This is a genomic window from Streptomyces sp. NBC_00249, assembly GCF_026342355.1.
GTDB lineage: Bacteria > Actinomycetota > Actinomycetes > Streptomycetales > Streptomycetaceae > Streptomyces.
In genome coordinates this window covers 711,748-731,103 of the sequence record NZ_JAPEMV010000002.1, presented here as the reverse complement: position 1 = coordinate 731,103, position 19,356 = coordinate 711,748, and the positions used below count along the sequence as shown (strand labels likewise).

The following is a 19,356-nucleotide window of genomic DNA, read 5'->3' as shown; positions in this document are numbered from 1 at the left end:
CCTCCACGGCGGCCCTCCCGGTCCCCGGAGCCCGCGAAGGTCCCGCACGTCCCGAAGCCCTCGAAGCACCTGACGTACCCGAAGCACCCGAAGCACCGCGGTTCTCGAATTCTTCGACGTCTTTGACACCTCACAGCTCAGTGCAGGAGACACCCATGCATGCGCCTGACCACGAGTCGACCCCTTCCGCGCCGGCCGCTCACTGGCGATCCCAGCTGGCCTCGCTCGCGGAGACGTCCGGATTCCTCCCCGACTTCCGCCGGCCCGCCGCCGACCAGGGCCAAGGCCAGGACCAGGACCCGGCCGTCCACGCCGTACCCCTCGGCGCGGCCCTCACCGAGCGGCTCGACCGGATCAGCCGCAACCAGCCCGAGATGCTCTCCGTCGTCCTCACCTCGGCCCTGATCGCCCTGCTGGCCCGCCACACCGGCCAGGACGAGGTGAGCGTCGCCCAGCCGACGCGCGGCGCCGCCCCCGCCTTCGCCGGCGGACCGCTGCTGCTGCGCGCCGCACCCGAGGGCACCCTGCGCGAACTCCTCGTCCAGGTGGCCGGCTCCGTCCGCGACGCCGTGGCCCACCAGGACTTCGAGGTCGCCGCGCTCGCCGCCGAACTCGGCCGCTCCGACGCCTTCGAGACCGCCGTCGAGCTGGACGGCTTCCACGACCCCGGCTACGCCACCCCGGGCGGCACCCGCTTCACCGTCGCCCGCCGCGGCGAAGAACTGGTGGTGACCCTCGCCTACGACGCCACCCGCTTCGCCGAGGCGTCCGTCCACCGCATCGGCGCCCACTACGCGCTCCTCCTCGACCGGGCCACGCAGGAACCCGACCGCCCGCTGGCGGACATCGGCCTGCGCACCACCGAGGACGAGGAGATCACCGCGGCCGCCAACGCCACGGCGCACCCCTTCGACGAGGACGCCACCCTGCACGGGCTGTTCGCCGCCCAGGCCGCCCGCACCCCCGACGCGCCCGCCCTCCTCACCGACGCGGAGACGATCACCTTCGCGGCGCTCGACGCCCGCTCCGACCGGCTCGCGCACACCCTGCGCGAGCGCGGCATCGGCCCCGGCGCGATCGTCGCCGTCGTCGCGGAACGCTCCCCGGAGATGATCGCGGCGATCCTCGCCGTCCTGAAGTCCGGCGGCGCCTACCTCCCCGTCGACCCGTCCTACCCGCAGGCCCGCATCGACTACCTGCTCGACGACAGCGCCGCCCGCCTCGTCCTGCACCAGGCCGCCTTCGCCCCGCTGCTCGGCGCCCGCGAGGGCCTCGACCTCGACGACGCGGCCTCCTACGCCACCGCCACCGGGCCCGTCGCCCCGCAGGCCACCGCCACCGACGTCGCCTACGTCATCTACACCTCGGGCTCCACCGGCCGCCCCAAGGGCGTCCTCGTCGAGCACCGCAGCGCCGTCAACCGGCTCGGCTGGATGCAGCGCGCCTACCCGATCGGACCGGACGACGTCCTGCTCCAGAAGACGTCGATCTCCTTCGACGTGTCCGTCTGGGAACTGTTCTGGTGGTCCTTCACCGGCGCCGCCCTGGCCCTGCCCGCGCCCGGCACCGAGAAGGACCCGGCGGCCCTGCTCGCCGCCCTCGACCGGCACGGCGTCACCACCCTGCACTTCGTACCGTCGATGCTCACCATGTTCCTCGGCCACCTCGACCGCTTCGGCGACGGCCAGGGCCCGCGCTCGCTGCGCCAGGTCTTCGCCAGCGGCGAGGCCCTGACCCCGGCGCAGGCCGTGAAGTTCGGCGAACTCGTCCCCGCCGCCCGCCTGATCAACCTGTACGGGCCCACCGAGGCCACCGTCGACGTCACCCACCAGCCCGTCGAGGGCCTCGGCGACCGGGCCCGCCTGCCCATCGGCCGCGCCATCGACAACATCCGCCTCTACGTCCTGGACCCCGAGGGCCGCCAGTGCGCCGTCGGCATCCCCGGCGAGCTGCACGTGGCGGGCGTGGGCGTGGCCCGCGGCTACCTCGGCCGGCCCGAGCTGACCGCCGAGAAGTTCGTCACCGGCGGGACGGTCCGCGCCCACACCGGCGAGGAGCGGCTCTACCGCACCGGCGACCGGGCCCGCCGGCTGCCCGACGGCACCGTCGACTACCTCGGCCGCGTGGACCTCCAGGTCAAGGTCCGCGGCTTCCGCGTGGAGCCGGGCGAGATCGAGGAGCGGCTGCGCGCCCACGACGGGGTCCGCGACGCCGCGGTCGTCGCCGTCGACGACGGCTGGCAGACCTCCCTGCGCGGCTTCGCCGTCCCGGCGGGAGCGCCCGGCGAGGTCACCGAGGCCGCCCTCAAGGACCACGTCCGCGCCGCCCTGCCCGAGTACATGGTCCCCGGCCGGGTCATCGTCCTCGACGAACTGCCCCTCACCCCCAACGGGAAGCTGGACCGCGCCGCGCTGCGCCGCCCCGAGGCCCTGCGCAAGAAGGCCCCCGCGCACGTCGCCCCCCGCAACGAGCGCGAGGAGACCCTCGCCGGCATCTGGAAGCAGGTCCTGGGCCTGGAGCGGGTCGGAGTCCACGACAACTTCTTCCAGCTCGGCGGCAACTCCATCCACTTCGTGTCCGTACTGGCCAAGTCCCGTGCGGCGGGCATCGACTTCACCTTCCAGCAGCTGTTCAAGCACCAGACGATCGCCCTGCTCGGCGAGTCCATCGAGGCCGAGGAGCAGTCCGCGACGGTGGCCACGGACGTCGCGGCCCGCGGCGCCTTCCGCCCCTTCGAGCTGATCTCCGACGCCGACCGGGCTCTGCTGCCCGGCGACGCCGAGGACGCGTACCCGCTGTCCATGCTCCAGGCCGGCCTGATCTTCCAGACGGAGATCACCGGCGGCCTCGGCCAGTACCACGACGTCCTCAGCTACTCCATCACCGGCGCCTTCCACGCCGACGCCTTCACCGAGGCGGTGCGGCTGCTGACCCTGCGGCACCCGATCCTGCGCACCACCTACCACCTCACCGGCTACAGCGAGTTCCTCCAGGTCGTGCACCGCGACGTGGCCCCGCCGCTGACCGTCGCCGACCTGCGCCACCTCGACGGGGCCGGGCAGGAGGCCTGGCACGAGGACTGGCTGGCGCGCGAGAAGGCCCGCCCGTTCGTGTGGGAGGAGGGCGGCCTGGTCACCCTCCACGTGCAGGTCCTGGGCGACGAGCACTACCGCTACACCGTCAGCCAGCACAACTCGGCCCTCGACGGCTGGTCGATCTCCCTCCTGCACACCCAGCTGTTCGAGCTGTACCACCAGGTCCGCGAGGGCCGCGACACCTCGCGCCCCGAGACCGACAACCACCTGCGCAACTTCGTCGGCCTGGAGACCGAGTCGCTGCGCTCGCCCGCCTCCCGCGACTTCTGGCTGGGGGCCATGGAGGACGCGCAGCCCGCGGACGTCCCCCCGAAGCCCGGCGCCGTGCACACCGACGACTTCCAGGTCGTCCTGCGCGACGTCACCCTGCCCGCCGGCCTCACCCAGCGGATCACGGCCACCGCCGACGCGCTGTCCGTGCCCTTCAAGGACGTGCTGCTCGCCGCGCACATGAAGGTCCTCTCCATGGTGTCGGGCCAGGCCAAGGTGATGACCGGCTACGAGCACAGCGGCCGCCCCGAACTGCCGGGCGCCGAGACCACCCTCGGCCTGCACCTGAACACGGTGCCCTTCCAGGTGGACCTGGACGGCGGCAGCTGGACGGACCTCATCCGCCGCGTGTACCGCGCCGAACTCGACCTGCTGCCGCACCGCCGCTACCCGATGGCGAAGATGAAGCAGGACCTCGCCACCCAGCGCACCCTGTTCGAGACCACCTTCAACTTCACCCACTTCTACCTGCTGAAGAACCTCCAGGAACTGCCGGAGTTCTCCCTGCTGGGCATGCGCGTCGACTCCGAGACGGAGTTCCCCTTCCGCACCGAGTTCTCCCGGCACTTCTTCGACGACGAAGTCCAGCTGTGCCTGCACTACCACACGCACCTCTACGACGAGGAGCAGATCGACCGCATCGGCGGCTACTTCGTCCGCGTGCTCCAGCTGATGGCCGACGAGCCCGACGCCCCCCACGGGGCCCGGCAGCTGCTGGCCGCCGAGGACCTCGCGCTGCTGGGCAGCACCGCCCAGGCCGACCCGGCCCTGGCCGCGCCCGCGGCCGGCGGCGTCGCCAGCGAGGCCACCGTCGCCCGCATCCGCGAGGCCTGGGCCCGCGTGCTGGGCCTGCCCGCCGAGGAGATCGACGCCGACGCCGACTTCTTCGACCTCGGCGGGAACTCCCTGTCCGCGCTCCGCGTCGTCCTGGAACTCGACGGCCTGGCCACCCTCTCCGACCTGACCCGCACCTCACGCCTGACCGGCCTGGCCGCGCTCGTCGACGGCCGCGAGGACTCCGCCGAGGAGGTCCTCCAGCTGCTGTCCTCCACCGCAGACGGGGCGCGGGCCGCCGTCATCTGCATGCCGTACCCCGGCGGGCACCCCGTCAACTTCAAGCCGCTCGCCGAGGCCATCGAGAAGAGCGACCCGACGCTGGCCGTCTACGGGCTCGAAGCCCCCGGCCACAACCCGGCCCGCCGGACCGAGTTCACCGACATCGCCGAGACCGTCGCGCGGACCGTCGCCGAGATCGAGCAGAAGGCGGACCTCCCGCTGATCCTGTGGGGCCACTGCGGCGGCGCCGCGGTGACCGTGGAGCTCGCCCGGGTCCTGGAGGACCGCGGCTTCGACCTGCGGCACGTGTTCATCGGCTCCAAGCTGCTCCCGCCGGCCTCCGACATGCGCGAGTCCATCGAGATGATCGACAGCTGGAGCGACGACGAGATCATCTCGTACATGGTCGAGGAGACCGGCTACACCGAGCTGGACGGCCTCGACCGCCGCTACGCCTCCTTCATGGGCGACCTGTTCCGCCACGACGTGTGCGGCGGCTACCGCTACTTCATCGGCCTCACCGAGCAGCGGCCCGACCCGCGCATCGAGGCGCCGTTCACCGTCGTCGTCGCCGACGACGACAAGGGCCTGGCCCACGCCGTCGACGAGTACCGGTGCTGGGAACTGGTCGCCGCCGACGTCCGCTTCCAGGAACTCGACGGCGGAGGCCACTACTTCGTCCGCGGCAACCCCGCCGCGACCGGCGAACTCATCGAGCGGGCGTGGGCTTCCGCGGCCGAGTTGGAGGGCTGACATGCAGATCCCCGTCCTGTGCTTCCCGTTCGCGGGCGCCGGAGCCTCCGCGTTCCGCCGCTGCCAGGAGTACGGCAGCGACACCGTCCTGATCACCCCCGTCCAGCTGCCCGGCCGTGAGGAGCGCTTCGGCGAACCCCTCTACACCGATGTCGTCAGCGCCGTCGACGACCTGCTGCCCACCGTGCTGGAGCAGATCGCCGGCAGCCCCGTCGTCGCCCTGTTCGGCCACAGCCTGGGCGCCGTCATGGCGTACGAGATGGCCCACCGCCTGAACTCGCTCGGCCGCCCCCAGGTCCTCAAGCTGTTCGTCAGCGGCTCGCCCGGCCCCTGGACCCAGCGCGAGACCCGCGCCACCGGGCTCACCGACGAGGCCTTCCTCCAGCAGGTGAAGGAGTTCGCCGGCTACACCCACCCGGCGCTGGAGAACCCGGACCTGCGCGAATGGCTGCTCCCGCCGCTGCGCGCCGACGTCGAGATGCACGAGAACTACCGCGCCCCCTCCGACAAGCCGCTGGACATCCCCGTCGTCTCCATCCGCGGGGAGTCCGACGAACTGGTGTCCGCGGCCCAGGCCGCCGAATGGGAGGCCGCCACCACCGGCGGCTGCCGCCAGGTCGAACTCCCCGGCGGGCACATGTACGTGGTGGACTCCCCGGCCGACCTGGTCCGCCTCATCGACGGGGAACTCGCCGGCCAGGGGGTGCGCCGGTGACCCCCGTCCTCACCGCCGGCCCGCTCACGGGCAGGACGGCACTGGTCACGGGCGCGGCCCGCGGCATCGGCCGGGCGTGCGCCGTCGCGTACGCCCGCGCCGGGGCGGACCTGCTGCTCACCGACATCGGGCACGACCTCGACGGCGTGCCCTACCCGCTCGGCTCCGCCAGCCAGCTCGCGTACACGGCGCGGCTGTGCCGGGAGGCCGGCGACGGCATCACCGTGATCACCGCCGAGGCCGACGTCCGCGACCTGGACGCCGTACGGGGCGTCGTCGACAGCGCCCTCGACCGCTTCGGCCGCATCGACGTCCTCCTCAACAACGCGGGCATCGCCGCGCCCTCCGGCAAGACGGTGCACGACATCACGCCCGACGAGTGGGACCTGATGCTCGACGTCGACGTCTCGGGCGCCTGGCGGATGATCCGCGCCGTGGGCGCCGCCATGACGAGCCGCCGCGCGGGCAGCGTCATCAACGTCGCCTCCACCGCCGGGCTCGTCGGCTACCGGCACTTCGCCGGCTACGTCACGGCCAAGCACGCGCTGGTGGGGCTGACCAAGGCCGCCGCCCTGGACCTCGCGCCGTTCGGCGTACGGGTCAACGCGCTGTGCCCCGGCTCCGTACGGGACGACGAGGCCGCCGAGGGCCGGATGCTCACGGAGATCGCCCGCTCCCTCGACGTCCCCGTCGAGGAGCACGAGGAGACCTTCGTCGCCGCCCAGCCGATGAACCGGCTCATCGAGCCCGAGGACGTGGCCGGAGCCGCGCTCTGGCTCGCCAGCGACGCATCCCGCCAGGTGACCGGCTCCACGGTCACCGTCGACGGCGGGTTCACCAGCCGATGAGAGGGGGCCGCACGACGATGACGACGACCACGACGATGACGAACGACGACACCGGACGGCTGTGCCAGGCGCTCGCCCTGCGCGTGCACACGGGCGCCGACCCCGCACGCCTGGGCCGCGCCCTGGAGCGCGTCCTGCCCGGCGCCCGCCTGTGGACCGAGGACGTGCAGGGCGGCGCGGACTCCGACGACGCCGCCGCCCGCCGCGACCGCGAACTGTCCCGGCCGGCCGACCCGCGCACCGGACCCGGCGTACGCTCCGTGCTCCTGCGGTACGCCGACGGCCGGGCCGACCTGGTCCTCGTGGCCCACCGCGCCACCCTGGCCGACCCGCACGACCTGGCGCAGGCCCTGCTGGTCGAGGCACCCGCCCCGGCCCCCGTCCCCGCCGGCGAAGGCGACCGGCTCCGCGAGGCGCTGGCCGCCCTCGACCGGCTCCCCGCCCCCGCATGGGGGCTCGGCGAGGCCGCCGCCACGACCACCGGCCGGCTGCGCTTCCCCGTACCCGCCGAAGGCGGCCTGCCCGCCGCCCTCACCCTGCGGGCCGCGCTCGGCCTCGTCCTCGCGCGCTGCACCGGCCGCGCCGAGGTCGTGCTCGGCGTCGACGCCGCACACGCCCTGGCCTTCACCGCCGACCCCGCCACCGGCGTCGGCGCCTACCTGGAACAGGTCGGCCGGGCCGTGCCCGCCCCCGTCGCGGGCAGCGCACACGAACCCCTCGTGGGCCTGGTCACCACCGGGCACCCCGACGCCCTCACCGGTGAGGGCGCCAAGGCCGAGACCCTCACCCTCCGGCCCTTCCTCGCCCCCGTGCACCCCCTGTCGGTGCACGTCGTCGCCGAGGGCCCCACCGCCCTCGACGCCACCTGCCACTACCGCCACTCCGCCTTCGGCGACGCGGCCGTGGAGTGGTTCGCCGCCATGCTCGCCACCGCCCACCGGGCCCTGACCGGCGCCGACCCCGCCACCCCCCTCGGCGAGCTGCCGCTCTTCGACGAGGAGCAGCGGCGCCGGCTCGCCGACCTCGGCGGCCTCGGGCGCTCCCCGGAGGTCCCCGAGGAGCGGATCGAGCAGGCCGTACGCCAGTGGGCCGAACGCACCCCGGACGCCCCCGCCCTCACCTTCGAGGACGAGGTCCTCACCTACGCCGCGCTCGACGCCTCGGCCGACGCGCTCGCCGACGGCCTGCGCCGCCACGGCGTGCGGCCCGGCGACCGGGTCGGCGTCTGCCTGGAGCGCTCGGCGTCCCTCGTGGTGGTCCTGCTCGCCGTCCTCAAGGCGGGCGCCGCGTACGTGCCCATGGACCCCGCCTATCCGGCGGAGCGGCTCGCCCACACCACCGAGGACGCCGCACTGTCCCTGGTCGTCACGGAGTCCGAGCGGTTCCCGCAGCGCGAGGGCGTACGCCTCGTGCGCCCCGACGCGCTGGCCGCCGCGGACCGGCAGGACGGGGGCGGACCCGCCGGGGAGGCGCTGTCGCCCGACGCCCACGCCTACGTCATCTACACCTCGGGCTCCACCGGCAAGCCCAAGGGCGTCGGCGTACCGCACCGCAACGTCGCCGCCCTCCTCGCCGCCACCCGGGAGGACTTCGGCCTCGTACCGGGCGACGTGTGGACCCTCTTCCACTCCAGCGCCTTCGACTTCTCCGTGTGGGAGATCTGGGGCTGCCTGACCACCGGCGGCCGGCTCGTCGTCGTCCCGTACTGGGCCTCCCGCGAGCCCGAGCGGTTCGCCGCCCTGCTGGGCACCGAGCGGGTCACCGTCCTCAGCCAGACCCCGAGCGCCTTCGCCCAGCTGATGGAGGCCGACCGCGAGACCCGCGTATCGGACTCCGTACGCCTCGTCGTCTTCGGCGGGGAACCCCTGGACACCCGGCCCCTGCGGCACTGGCAGGACCGCCACCCCGAGTGGCAGTGCCGGCTGGTCAACATGTTCGGGATCACCGAGACCACCGTCCACGTCACCGCGCAGACCGTCACCCGCCGCGAGGCCCTGACCGGCTCCCGCTCGGTCGGCAGGCCGCTGCCCGGCTGGCACCTGTACGTCCTCGACCCCGAGGGCCGCGAACTGCCGCCCGGCGTCCCCGGCGAGATCTACGTCGGCGGCCTGGGCGTGGCCGGCGCCTACCTGGGCCGCCCCGAACTCACCGCCCAGCGCTTCCTGCCCGACCCGTACGCCCCCACCCCCCTGTACCGCAGCGGGGACCGGGGCCGGCTGCTGCCCGACGGCCGCCTCGAACACCTCGGCCGGCTCGACAACCAGGTCAAACTGCGCGGGTTCCGCATCGAACTGGACGAGATCCGGGCCCGGCTGCTCGACGCCCCCGGCGTCAGCGCCGCGGCCGTGGTGCTGCGCCCCGGCGAACCCGGCGACACCGCCGGCGCCCGCCTCGACGGCTACGTGGTCTTCCGCTCCGACGGCCAGGCCGACGGCGGCGACACCGAGGAGGTACGCCGCCACGCGGCACGCTTCCTGCCCGACCACATGGTGCCCGCCACGGTCACCGCCCTGCCGGCGCTGCCCCTGACCCCCAACGGCAAGGTGGACGGCGCACGGCTGCCGCTGCCGCGCACCGGCCCCGCCGACGCCGAGGACAGCGACGAGCCCGTCGGCGACGACACCGAATCCCGGCTGCGCGCTCTGTGGGAGAAGGTCTTCGGCTTCCGGGTGGGGCTGGACGACGACTTCTTCGGCCTCGGCGGGAACTCCCTGCTCGGCATCCGGCTGCTCGCCGCGATGAAGGCCGCGGGCCTGCCCCCCTTCCCGCTGCCGCAGCTGTACCTGCACCGCACCGTGCGCGCCCTCGCCGCGGTGCTCGACGGAGCGGAGGCACGGACATGACGCTCCTGCTGGTGGGCGCCGGATCACAGGCGTACCGGGAGTACCTGCTGAGCTCCGTCGCCCGGGAGTACGAGATCCACCTCCTCGCGGAACGCGAACCCGCCTGGGAGACCCCGTACCTGGCCGGACACACCGTGGTCGACACCACCGACGTGCCCGCCATGGCGGCCGCCGCCCGCGGCATCCCCTACGAAGGGGTGCTGACCTGGGACGACACCCGGGTCGTGCAGACCGCCGAACTCGCCCGGCTGCTCGGGCTGCCCGGCAGCCCGCCCGAGGCCGCGATGCGCTGCCGGGACAAGTGGGCCACCCGCGACGCACTGCGCGCCGCCGGGGTGCCGCAGGCCCGCTCGGAGATGGTCACCTCGCTGCCGCAGGCCCGCGCGGCGGCGGCCCGCACCGGCTACCCGCTGGTGCTCAAGCCCCGCGCGCTCAACGCCAGTACGGGCGTGGCCAAGGTCGAGTCGGCCGAGCAGCTCGCGGGCCGCTACCGGCTGGCGCGCGGCGCCACCGCGCCCGGCGCGACGGAGCTCGCACCGGGCGACGTCCTCGTCGAGGAGTACCTGGACGGCCCCGAGATCAGCGTGGACTGCGCCTGGTCCGGGGGCCGGATGAGCCCGGCCTTCGTGGCCCGCAAGGAGTGCGGGTTCGAACCGTACTTCGAGGAGACCGGCCACGTCGTCGACGGCCGCGACCCGCTGCTGGAGGACCCGCGGCTGCTGGAGATCGTGGCGGCCGCGCACGCCGCCGTGGGCTTCACCACCGGCTGGACCCACACCGAGCTGCGGCTCACCGCCGACGGGCCGAAGATCGTCGAGATCAACGCCCGGATCGGCGGCGACCGGATCCCCGACATCGGGCGCCTCGCCCTGGGCGTCGACGCCGCCCTGACGGCGGCGCGCGTGGCCTGCGGGAAGGAACCGGCCCTCACGCCCTCCCACCGCCGGGTCGCGGCGGTCCGCTTCCTCTACCCGGCGGCCGACTGCATCGCGCGCGAGGTCCGCATCGACGCCCGCGCCCTGCCCGCCGCCGTGGACACGGCGTTGGCGATCTCGCTGCCCGGCCAGGAACTGCGGCTGCCGCCCCACGGCCACGTCTCCAGCCGGTACGCGCTCGTCACGGCCACCGGCGACAGCGCCGAGGAGTGCCGGGCCGCCCTGGACAAGGCCGCCGAGGCCGTCCGGCTGGAGGTGCTGCGCCCGCTCTGAGCCGCTCCGGCGCAGGTGACGGCCCGGCCCGCGCACCGCGGGCCGGGCCGTCGCGCCGTCTTCCGGCGATCCTCCGGCGGGGCCGGTGATGATGCCGCCATGAACCTCCCAGGGGTTCTCCGAGAGGTGGGGTGGGGCGTGGACATCGACATCGACCATCAGGCGCTGGTCGAGGCGTTCATCGAGCTCGTCAACGAGCCCGACGACGGCCGGCGCCGCGCCGGGATCGAGGCGCTGTTCACCGAGGGCGCCGAGTACTGCGACCCCGACGTACGCGTCGAAGGGCGCGAGGAACTCGTCGGCCACCTGGCGCGGCTGCGCGCGAGCTTCCCGCCCGGGGTCACCTTCTCCCTGACGGGCGCCGTCGACGGGCACCACGCGCAGGCACGCTTCGGCTGGGCCTTCGGGGAGCAGGGAGCGCCGTTCCTCGACGGCACCGACGTCGCGCTCTTCGAGGGCACCCGGATCAAGGGCGTCTACGCCTTCTCCAACGCGGCGTAGCTCAGAGGCCGCGAACCGAGGCCACGGTGAAGGTGCCCGGCGCGCCCGTGGAAGGTGTGAAGGGGCCGCCGTCCTTGTCGAACTGGGAGCGGACCACCAGCGTCCGCCCCGCGGTGTGCGTCAAGGTCGTCGGGATCTGCAGCGAGGCGTCCGTGATGCCGTGGACCAGCCGGGCCCGCCGGCCGTCCGCGCCGACCTGCCAGCGGGTCAGGGTGTTCGGGAGGTTGTGCGCCACCCGCAGGACACCGGCGGGGGAGAGGTCGAGGCCGTCGGCGGCCTTCAGGTCACCGCCGGTCAGGGCGACGCGGCCGAGCTCCCCGGTGCGCAGGTCCACGCGGTGCAGATCGCCCGCCGTCATGTCCACCACCAGCAGGTAGCGGCCCGCCGGGTCCGAGGTGATGCCGTTGAGCGTGTAGCTGCCCGCCGGTGACGGGGTGAGGTGTCCGCTCAGGTCGTACGCCGGCGTCAGCGCGCCCGAACCGGCGCGGACCTGCGCCGGGGTGACCCGGTAGACCACGGCGCGGACGCTGTCCGTGAGGTACGCCGTGCCGTCCGGGGTGAGCGTCAGGTCGTTGACGAAGCGGGGGCCGTCGCCCGCGACCTCGAAGTGGGCCAGGCGCACGCCGCTCGCGGTGTCGTACACGGAGACCCCGGAGGTGGAGTCCGTCACCCACAGGCGGCCCCGCGCGGCGTCGACGCGCAGCCCGTTGGCGGTGCGGCGGCCGTCGGTGCCGGAGGGGAGGAACACCTCGGCCGTACGGGCCCCGGGGCGGGCCCGGTAGACGGTGCCGTCCGCGTACGAGCCGACGTAGACCGTGCCCGTACGGGCGTCGGAGGCTATGCCCTCGGGGAAGACCCGGGCGCCGGGGAGCGTGAACGCCGTGGACACCGGGGAGGAAGCCGCGGGCGCCGCGCCCAGGGTGAGCGTGGCGGCGAGGGTCAGGGCGGCGGCGGGGAGGATCTTCGACAGCTCAGGCATGGATGCATCCATTCGGTCGGGTGAGTTCGAAGAGTAATTAGAGCTCTAATGCTTGGCAAGGGTCTAGGATGCCCGAATGACCTCCATGCCCCCCGAGGAGCGCATCGGCGCGCACATCAAGCGCGCCGAGCAGGCGCTCCTCGCGGCGAAGAGCGCGGCCTTCAAGCCGACCGAAGTAACGGTTCCGCAGTACACCGCCCTGCTCTGGCTCGCCGAGAAGCCCGGCATCTCCGCCGCCGCCCTCTCCCGGCTCTGCGGGGTCACCCCGCCGACGATGAACACCGTCCTGAAGAACCTCCAGGAGCGCGGACTCATCGAGCGGACCCCGCACGAATGGCACCGCAACGTGCTGGAGACCCGGCTCACCCCGCAGGGCCGCACCGTCATGGAGAGGGCCGACGTCGAGGCCGTACGGGTGGAGACCGCGCTCGCCGCCGCCCTCTCGGCGCAGGAGCGGGAGCAGCTCATCGCGCTGCTGGGCCGCTGCGCGGAGGTACTCGACACGCTGAGGTGACCCGGGCGACAGCCGAAGTTCCCGCCCTGTTTTTACGGGGATTTGGAACTTCGCGCGGCGTTCGCACATCAGAACCTAGGGGATGTCCAGCTGTTCTGCCCCCTCCCCGGGGCAGCCAAGACCGTTCGGAGCGAAGTTCGTGCACCAGTACCAGCAGTCGTCCGGCTACGCGCCCGAGCCCGAGCGGGGGCGGAAGAAGTCGCGGCGCGCGATATGGATCAGCGCGGGCGTCGCCTGCGCGCTGATCCTCGGCGGCGGTGGCTTCGCCGCCTGGAAGTACGAGTGGTTCTCCGGCAACGGAGAGGCCGTCAGCTTCGGCAAGACCCCGCCCGCCGCCGGCGCGGGCAGCGGCTCCGCGGCGAAGAAGTCCGACGCCCCGTCGGCCCCGCCCAAGCCCACCGGCGACCCGGACGTGCTCATGCCGTCCGGCCCGAAGTCCGACTTCAAGCAGACCGCCAAGCTCGACGACGGCACGGTCATCGCGAAGACCCGCCTGGCGGGCGCCAAGTCCGGCTTCGAGGGTGACGTCTGGGTCTGGGCCCCCAAGGAGTACGACGACCCGAAGTACGCCAAGAGCGCCTTCCCGGTCCTCATCGCGCTCCCCGGCGGCAACGGCTACCCCACCAACTACTGGGCCGACCGCAGCCTGGGCCTCCAGAAGGCCGTCAGCGAGGGCGTCCAGGCCGGCACCAGCCTGCCCTTCGTCCTGATCATGCCGGTGCTCAACCCGGACAACAAGTACTACTACGACGGCGCGGACATACCCGGCCAGGCCAAGATGGGCACCTGGATGGCGGAGGACGTCCCCGACTTCGCCCGCGCCAACTTCCGCACCTACAAGTCCCGCGACGGCTGGGCCTTCATGGGCAACTCCTCCGGCGCCTTCGTCGGCCTCAAGCAGCTCATGCAGCACCCGGACCGGTTCAAGGCCGTCATAGCCAACGGCGGCGAGATCGTCCCGGACTCCCCGCTGTGGAAGGGCCACCAGGCGGAGATGGACGCGAACAACCCCGAGAAGCTCGCCCAGAAGCTGATCGACACCAACGGCCCCGCGGTCCACGTCGCCTTCCAGTACGGCACCAAGGAGGGCGGCCGCGCCCGCCTGGACAAGTTCCAGCAGCAGTTCGGCAAGGGCCCCGTCACCGTCACCATCCACGAGATCAAGGGCGGCGACCACAACGGCTGGGACTACGTCCGGGGCATGAAGGAGAGCGCGCTGGCGGAGGTCAGCAAGGTGCTGAAGGGCCCGAAGCCCGAGGCCGGCTGACCCTCCGGCCCCCGGGCCCGCGGGGAAACCCGCAGGCCAGGGGCCCCCTGGAATACCCGCTGCACTGACCCGTCACCCCCGGGACCCCGGAGGGCCACGGACCCGCCACGTGGCTCTCACCACGTCACCCCGGTCCCAGGCAACCCATCCGGTCGTTCACTCCTCTGTCAGGGGTGTAAGGGGGACCTATCGGTCCGACCCGCGTCCAACCAGGGCGCCGGAGAAGGAACGGGAACAAATCAGTGCAGCATGACCAGCAAGGAGACGGCGGCCCCACGACCGAAGGCCGCCGCCGGCCCGCGCGCCTGCGCCGCATCCTCATCGGCTCCGGCCTCGCGCTCGCCCTCGCCGCCGGGGGCGGCGCCGCGTACAAGCTCGGACTCTTCTCGGACATAGGGGATCCGGTGTCCTTCGGGAAGATCCAGGAGTCCGCCGCCGCCGAGGACATCAGGCCCGGGGTCCTGATGCCCACCGGCCCCAAGGCCGACTTCGCGCGCACCAGCAGGCTCCCGGACGGCACGCAGATCGGGAGGACCACCCTGACCGGCGCGAAGTCCGGATTCACCGGCGACGTGTGGGTGTGGGTGCCCAAGGAGTACGACGAGCCGCGCTACGCCAAGAGCGGCTTCCCCGTCCTGATCGCCCTGCCCGGCGGCCGCGGCTACCCGACGAACTACTGGGGGACCGGTCCCGGCCTCGGCCTCCAGCAGGCCGTGGCCGACGGAGCGAAGTCCGGCAAGAGCCTGCCCTTCATCCTCGTCATGCCGGTGACCAACGCCGACACCAAGCACCACTTCGACGGCTCCGACATCCCCGGAGAGCCCAGGATGGGCACCTGGATGGCCGATGACGTCCCGGATTTCGCGAAGGCCAATTTCCGCACCTTCACCTCCCGCGACGGCTGGGCCTTCATGGGCTCCTCGGCGGGCGGCTTCAACGGCTTCAAGCAGGTCATGAAGTACCCCGACCGGTTCAAGGCCGTCATTGCCAGCGGCGTCGACATCGTCCCCGACTCCCCGCTGTGGAAGGGGAACCGGCAGGCCATGGACGAGAACAACCCGGAGAAGCTCGCCGAGGAACTGATCAGGGCGGGCGGCCCCGACGTCTACGTGAACTTCCAGATCGGCACCAAGGAGAGCGGCCGCGACCTCGCCGAGAAGTTCATGAAGGAGTACGGCAGGGGCCCCGTGCACACCTGGCTCCAGGTGATCCAGGATGGTGAGCACAACGGAAAGTCGTACGTACGTGGCATGAGGGAGGGCTCCCTGGAGTGGATCAGCAAGGTGATGCAGGGACCGACACCCGACCCCGCCGTGCCCTGAGCCCGGTGGTGAAGGGGGCCTCCGCGGCCGCCGCCGCGGGGATCGCGGCGGTGTGCGCCGTCGTCTTCCTCGAGGCGTCCGGCGAGAGCGCGGTGCACCCCTTCCCCACCGTGGGCGTGCTCATGGCCAACGGGGAGCACTGGTGCACGGCGAGCGTGGTCGACAGCCCCAAGGGCAACGTCGTCGCGACCGCCGCGCACTGCGTCGCCCCGGCCGGCGAGGACGGCCGGCCCGGCGAGGTCGCCCACGACGGCCTCGCCATCGGCGAGCTGTCCTTCGCCCCGGCCTTCTCCGGCGAGGGCTCCGGCACCCAGCCCCTGGGCGTCTGGAAGGTCCGCTCCATCCACGTCGACGACCGCTGGACCAAGTACGGCGACGAGACCGCCGACTACGCCTTCCTCACCATCGACCCCGACGAGGACGGCCGCAGCGTCCAGCAGCGCGTCGGGCGCGGCGAGGCCCCGAAACCCGACTGGACCTCCGGCTACGAACGCGACGTCACCGTCGTCGGCTACCCCGAGTCCGAGCACAACCCGCAGAACAAGCCCGTCTCCTGCACCACCCAGACCCGCCACGACGAGTCCGACCCCGACATGCTGTACATCAGCTGCGCGGGCTTCTGGACGGGCACCAGCGGCAGCCCCTGGATCGCCGACCGGGGCGCCACCGGCCGGCCGGGCCGGCTGATCGGGGTGCTCAGCGGCGGGGACACCGACGTCGACTCCACCGCCGCGCTCTACGACGAGAAGGCCAAGGCCCTCTACGACCGGGCGGCCCGCGGCTGACGGGGCCCGCTCGGCTCCCTACTTCCTGCGCTCCGTGCTGACGATCACGCCCACCGCCGCCACCACGATCGCCCCACCGAGCAGGATCGGCCAGGTCAGGGCCTCGTCGAGGATCAGCGAGCCCAGCGCGACGGCCACCACCGGATTGACGTAGGCGTACGTGGACACCAGCGACAGCGGCGCCGACTGCAGCAGCCACGCGTACGCGGTGAACCCCACCACCGACCCGATCAGCACCAGGTAGCCCAGGGCCACCCACGAGGCGGTGGAGAACGCGGCCAGGTCCAGGCCGCGCTCCTCACCGCGCACCAGGGCGACCAGGATCCCGCCGACCCCGCCCGCCAGCATCTGGTAGGCGCTGCCCGTGAAGGGATTGCCCGGCAGGGGCAGCTTCGAGGCCGAGAAGGAGCCCAGCGACCACAGCAGGGCCGCGACCACCACCAGCAGCACCCCCGACAGCCGGACCTCCCCGCTCAGTCCCGGACTGGTCAGCACCGCCAGCCCGGCCAGGCCGACCCCCACCCCGGCCAGGGTGGCCGGCGGCGGCCGGTCCCCGCTGCCCGCCCGCAGCAGCACCACCCACATCGGCACCGAGGCCACCAGCAGCGCCGCCAGCCCCGAGGGCACCGAGGTCTCGGCGAGCACGACCAGGCCGTTCCCGCCCAGGATCAGCAGCAGCCCGACCAGCACCGCCGAGCCGAGCTGCGCCCGGGTGACCTTGAGCGCGGCCGGCCCGTACCGCCAGGCGACGACCGCCGCCAGCAGCAGACCGGCCGTGATGAAACGGGCCCCGGCGGACAGGAACGGCGGCATGGTCTGCACGACGATCCGGATCCCGAGGTAGGTCGACCCCCAGACGACGTACACGAGGCCGAGGGCCGTCCACACGGCGCCGGCGGAAGCGCGGCGCGGGGCGGCGGCCCCGGCCTCGGCGGCGGGGGCGGGCGCTGATCTGCTCATGTCCGGATCGTACGATCGTCGGACCGGGACGGCTCCCGGATATCTCAGCCCTTGAGCAGGCCGTTCAGCTCCCCGTACGGGAGGGAGTCCGCGAGCGCCCCGTAGGTACCGCCCGACAGCAGCTCCTCGGTGGCCCGCCGGACGAGGGCGTACGCCGCCTCGGCCACCCACGACCCCAGGCTGACCCGGGACACACCGAGGGCGCCGAACTCGGCGACGGAGGGCGCGGCCGGACCGGCGAGGACGTTCAGCGGGGCGTCGATGCCCCGGGCGAGCTCGGCGACGGTCGCCGGGTCCACGACACCGGGCACGAAGATGCCGGTGGCCCCCGCCTTGAGGTAGGCGGCGGCGCGGGACAGGGTCTCGTCGAGGCGGGTCTCGGGCGCGCCGAGGCCGAACAGGAACGTGTCGATGCGGGCGTTGACGTACAGCGACACCCCGGCGGCGTCGGCCGCGGCCCGCGCCGCGGCGAGCCGCTCCGCGAACTCCGCCGGGGCGCGGGTGGCGTCCTCGATGTTGATCCCGACCGCGCCGGCGGCCAGCACCCCGGTGACGGTCTCCCCGACGGCGTCGGCGTCCGCGCCGAAGCCGCCCTCGATGTCGGCGGTGACGGGCACGGACACGGCGCCCGCCACCCGGGCGATCAGATCCAGCGCCCGGTCCCGGGCGAGCGCGTCCCCGTCGGGCGCCCCGAGCGACCACGCGACCCCGGCACTGGTCGTGGCCACGGCGGCCGCCCCGGCGGCCTCGACGACCCGGGCACTGGCGACGTCCCAGGCGTTGGCGAGGGCGAGGGGGGTGGTGGGGGTGTGCAGCGCGGTGAACGCGGTGGCGCGGGCCGCGAGGTCAAGGTGTGTACTCATACCCCCAGTTGACCAGACCGTCCCGCCCCTGGTCGCGCGGTTTCCCGCCCCGTACCCCGATGCGCCTGGGGCTCCGCCCCAGACCCCGCGCCTCAAACGCCGGCGAGGCCGGAAAATCCAGCCTCGCCGGCGTTTGAGGCGCAGGCGCGGTAGCGCCGTGTCTTGAGCCGCGCCGGCTCTGAGGCGGGAACGGAGGAAGGGCGGGTAGGGGACCGGCCCCGCGCAGCGGGGCCGGCTACGCCAGGCCGGACTTGGCGCCCGCCCCGCACAGGGGGAGGACGGCGGTGCGGCCCCGCAACGGATCGCCGGAGGCGTCCGGCCCCACGGCCGCCCAGCACGCGGCAGCGGTCGGCTCGACGAACAGCCCCCGCCGCGCCAGGTCCAGCTGGGCCTCCCGCAGCCGCCCGTCGGAGACGGTCAGGAACGTCCCCCCGGACTTCCGCACGGCCGCCAGGATCTGCCGCCCCCGCGGCGGAGCCGGAATCGCGATGCCCTCCGCGAGCGTCGGCCGCTGCTCCACCGGCTCCGCGTCCTCCGCCCCCGCGGCGAACGCGTCCGCGAGCGGCGCCACCGCCTCCGCCTGTACGGCGATCAGCGCCGGCGCCTTCACCCCGCGCCGCGCCAGCTCCTCCACGGCCAGCGCGGCCCCGAGCAGCAGCGTGCCGTTGCCGACCGGTACCACCAGTACCTCCGGCAGCCGGCCCCCGAGCGCCTCCCAGATCTCGTACACGTACGTCTTCGTCCCGTGCAGGAAGTACGGGTTGAAGACGTGGCTGGCGTAGAAGACGCCGGGCGCGTCGGCGGCCTCCCGCGCGGCCCGCGCCGTGGCCTCGCGCCCGCCCGGCACGATCCGTACGGCGGCCCCGTGGGCGCGGATCTGCTCGGTCTTCTTCTCCGAGGTGCCCTGGGGCACGAAAACTTCACAATCGAGCCCGGCCCGCGCGCAGTACGCCGCCACGGAGGTCCCCGCGTTGCCGCTGCTGTCCGCGACCACCTGCCGCGGGGCGAGCCGCCGCGCGACCTCGGCGAGCATCACCGCGCCCCGGTCCTTGAAGGACAGGGTCGGCATCAGGTAGTCGAGTTTGGCGTGAATCCGCTCCGCGAGCGGCACCAGCGGTGTGTACCCCTCCGCGAGCGACACGGCGAAAGCCCCCGGCAGGGGCAGTGCGGCGGCGTACCGCCACAGCGAGTGGGGTCCGGCCGCCGGTTCGAGCGGGGCGGCCGGATCCGGTACGAAGTCGAGGTCCCAGGGGCCACCGCAGGCCGGGCAGCACCACGGGGCGGTCCGCGCGTCCGCGCGCGTACCGTCCTCGGGGCAGAGGTATCCAGGAAGTGCGTGCGTCATGTGCGGAGCACCTTTGCTCTTTCATGGCCGAC

14 protein-coding genes are annotated in these 19,356 nt (G+C 73.6%); 10 read left to right on the top strand and 4 right to left on the bottom strand.

What is annotated here, in order from left to right; all coding sequences use genetic code 11:
• Positions 1-155 precede the first annotated feature (155 nt).
• The 6 genes from OOK31_RS12095 to OOK31_RS12070 all read left to right on the top strand — a co-directional run bounded on the left by OOK31_RS12095 (position 156) and on the right by OOK31_RS12070 (position 11,289).
• Positions 156-5,174, top strand: coding sequence for a non-ribosomal peptide synthetase (locus tag OOK31_RS12095; RefSeq protein WP_267012442.1), 5,019 nt, complete (start codon positions 156-158; stop codon positions 5,172-5,174).
• 1 nt (position 5,175) lies between these two features.
• Positions 5,176-5,889, top strand: coding sequence for a thioesterase II family protein (locus tag OOK31_RS12090; protein WP_267012441.1), 714 nt, complete (start codon positions 5,176-5,178; stop codon positions 5,887-5,889).
• On the top strand, positions 5,886-6,737 hold the full coding sequence (locus OOK31_RS12085) for an SDR family oxidoreductase (RefSeq protein ID WP_267012440.1): 852 nt from the start codon (positions 5,886-5,888) through the stop codon (positions 6,735-6,737). Before OOK31_RS12090 ends, OOK31_RS12085 begins: the two co-directional genes overlap by 4 nt.
• 17 nt (positions 6,738-6,754) lie before the next feature.
• Positions 6,755-9,580, top strand: a complete 2,826-nt coding sequence (locus OOK31_RS12080; RefSeq protein ID WP_267012439.1) for an amino acid adenylation domain-containing protein — start codon at positions 6,755-6,757, stop codon at positions 9,578-9,580.
• Positions 9,577-10,788: an ATP-grasp domain-containing protein gene (locus tag OOK31_RS12075; protein ID WP_267012438.1), complete on the top strand. Its 1,212-nt coding sequence runs from the start codon at positions 9,577-9,579 to the stop codon at positions 10,786-10,788. The genes OOK31_RS12080 and OOK31_RS12075 overlap by 4 nt, the downstream gene beginning before the upstream one ends.
• A gap of 99 nt (positions 10,789-10,887) precedes the next feature.
• Positions 10,888-11,289, top strand: a complete 402-nt coding sequence (locus OOK31_RS12070) for a nuclear transport factor 2 family protein (RefSeq protein ID WP_267012437.1) — start codon at positions 10,888-10,890, stop codon at positions 11,287-11,289.
• A gap of 1 nt (position 11,290) precedes the next feature.
• On the opposite strand, the gene OOK31_RS12065 is transcribed toward OOK31_RS12070, so the two are convergent.
• Positions 11,291-12,268 (bottom strand): SMP-30/gluconolactonase/LRE family protein, encoded by a 978-nt coding sequence (locus tag OOK31_RS12065; protein WP_267012436.1) that lies wholly within the window; start codon positions 12,266-12,268, stop codon positions 11,291-11,293.
• A gap of 76 nt (positions 12,269-12,344) precedes the next feature.
• Between OOK31_RS12065 and OOK31_RS12060 the strand changes: the two genes are divergently transcribed.
• From OOK31_RS12060 to OOK31_RS12045, 4 genes are all read left to right on the top strand, one after another.
• Positions 12,345-12,782: a MarR family winged helix-turn-helix transcriptional regulator gene (locus tag OOK31_RS12060; RefSeq protein WP_267012435.1), complete on the top strand. Its 438-nt coding sequence runs from the start codon at positions 12,345-12,347 to the stop codon at positions 12,780-12,782.
• Between the two features lie 139 nt (positions 12,783-12,921).
• Positions 12,922-14,049, top strand: coding sequence for an esterase family protein (locus OOK31_RS12055; RefSeq protein ID WP_267012434.1), 1,128 nt, complete (start codon positions 12,922-12,924; stop codon positions 14,047-14,049).
• Between the two features lie 242 nt (positions 14,050-14,291).
• Complete coding sequence (locus tag OOK31_RS12050) at positions 14,292-15,371, top strand: esterase family protein (RefSeq protein WP_267012433.1); 1,080 nt, start codon at positions 14,292-14,294, stop codon at positions 15,369-15,371.
• A 5-nt stretch (positions 15,372-15,376) separates the two neighbouring features.
• Positions 15,377-16,156, top strand: a complete 780-nt coding sequence (locus tag OOK31_RS12045; protein ID WP_267012432.1) for a serine protease — start codon at positions 15,377-15,379, stop codon at positions 16,154-16,156.
• 18 nt (positions 16,157-16,174) lie between these two features.
• Here OOK31_RS12045 and OOK31_RS12040 read toward each other — a convergent pair whose 3' ends face one another.
• The 3 genes from OOK31_RS12040 to OOK31_RS12030 form a co-directional block, all read right to left on the bottom strand.
• Positions 16,175-17,116, bottom strand: a complete 942-nt coding sequence (locus OOK31_RS12040; protein WP_267012431.1) for an EamA family transporter — start codon at positions 17,114-17,116, stop codon at positions 16,175-16,177.
• 44 nt (positions 17,117-17,160) lie between these two features.
• Positions 17,161-17,979: an isocitrate lyase/phosphoenolpyruvate mutase family protein gene (locus OOK31_RS12035; RefSeq protein ID WP_267012430.1), complete on the bottom strand. Its 819-nt coding sequence runs from the start codon at positions 17,977-17,979 to the stop codon at positions 17,161-17,163.
• A gap of 235 nt (positions 17,980-18,214) precedes the next feature.
• On the bottom strand, positions 18,215-19,324 hold the full coding sequence (locus OOK31_RS12030; RefSeq protein ID WP_267012429.1) for a pyridoxal-phosphate dependent enzyme: 1,110 nt from the start codon (positions 19,322-19,324) through the stop codon (positions 18,215-18,217).
• Between the last annotated feature and the right edge of the window lie 32 nt (positions 19,325-19,356).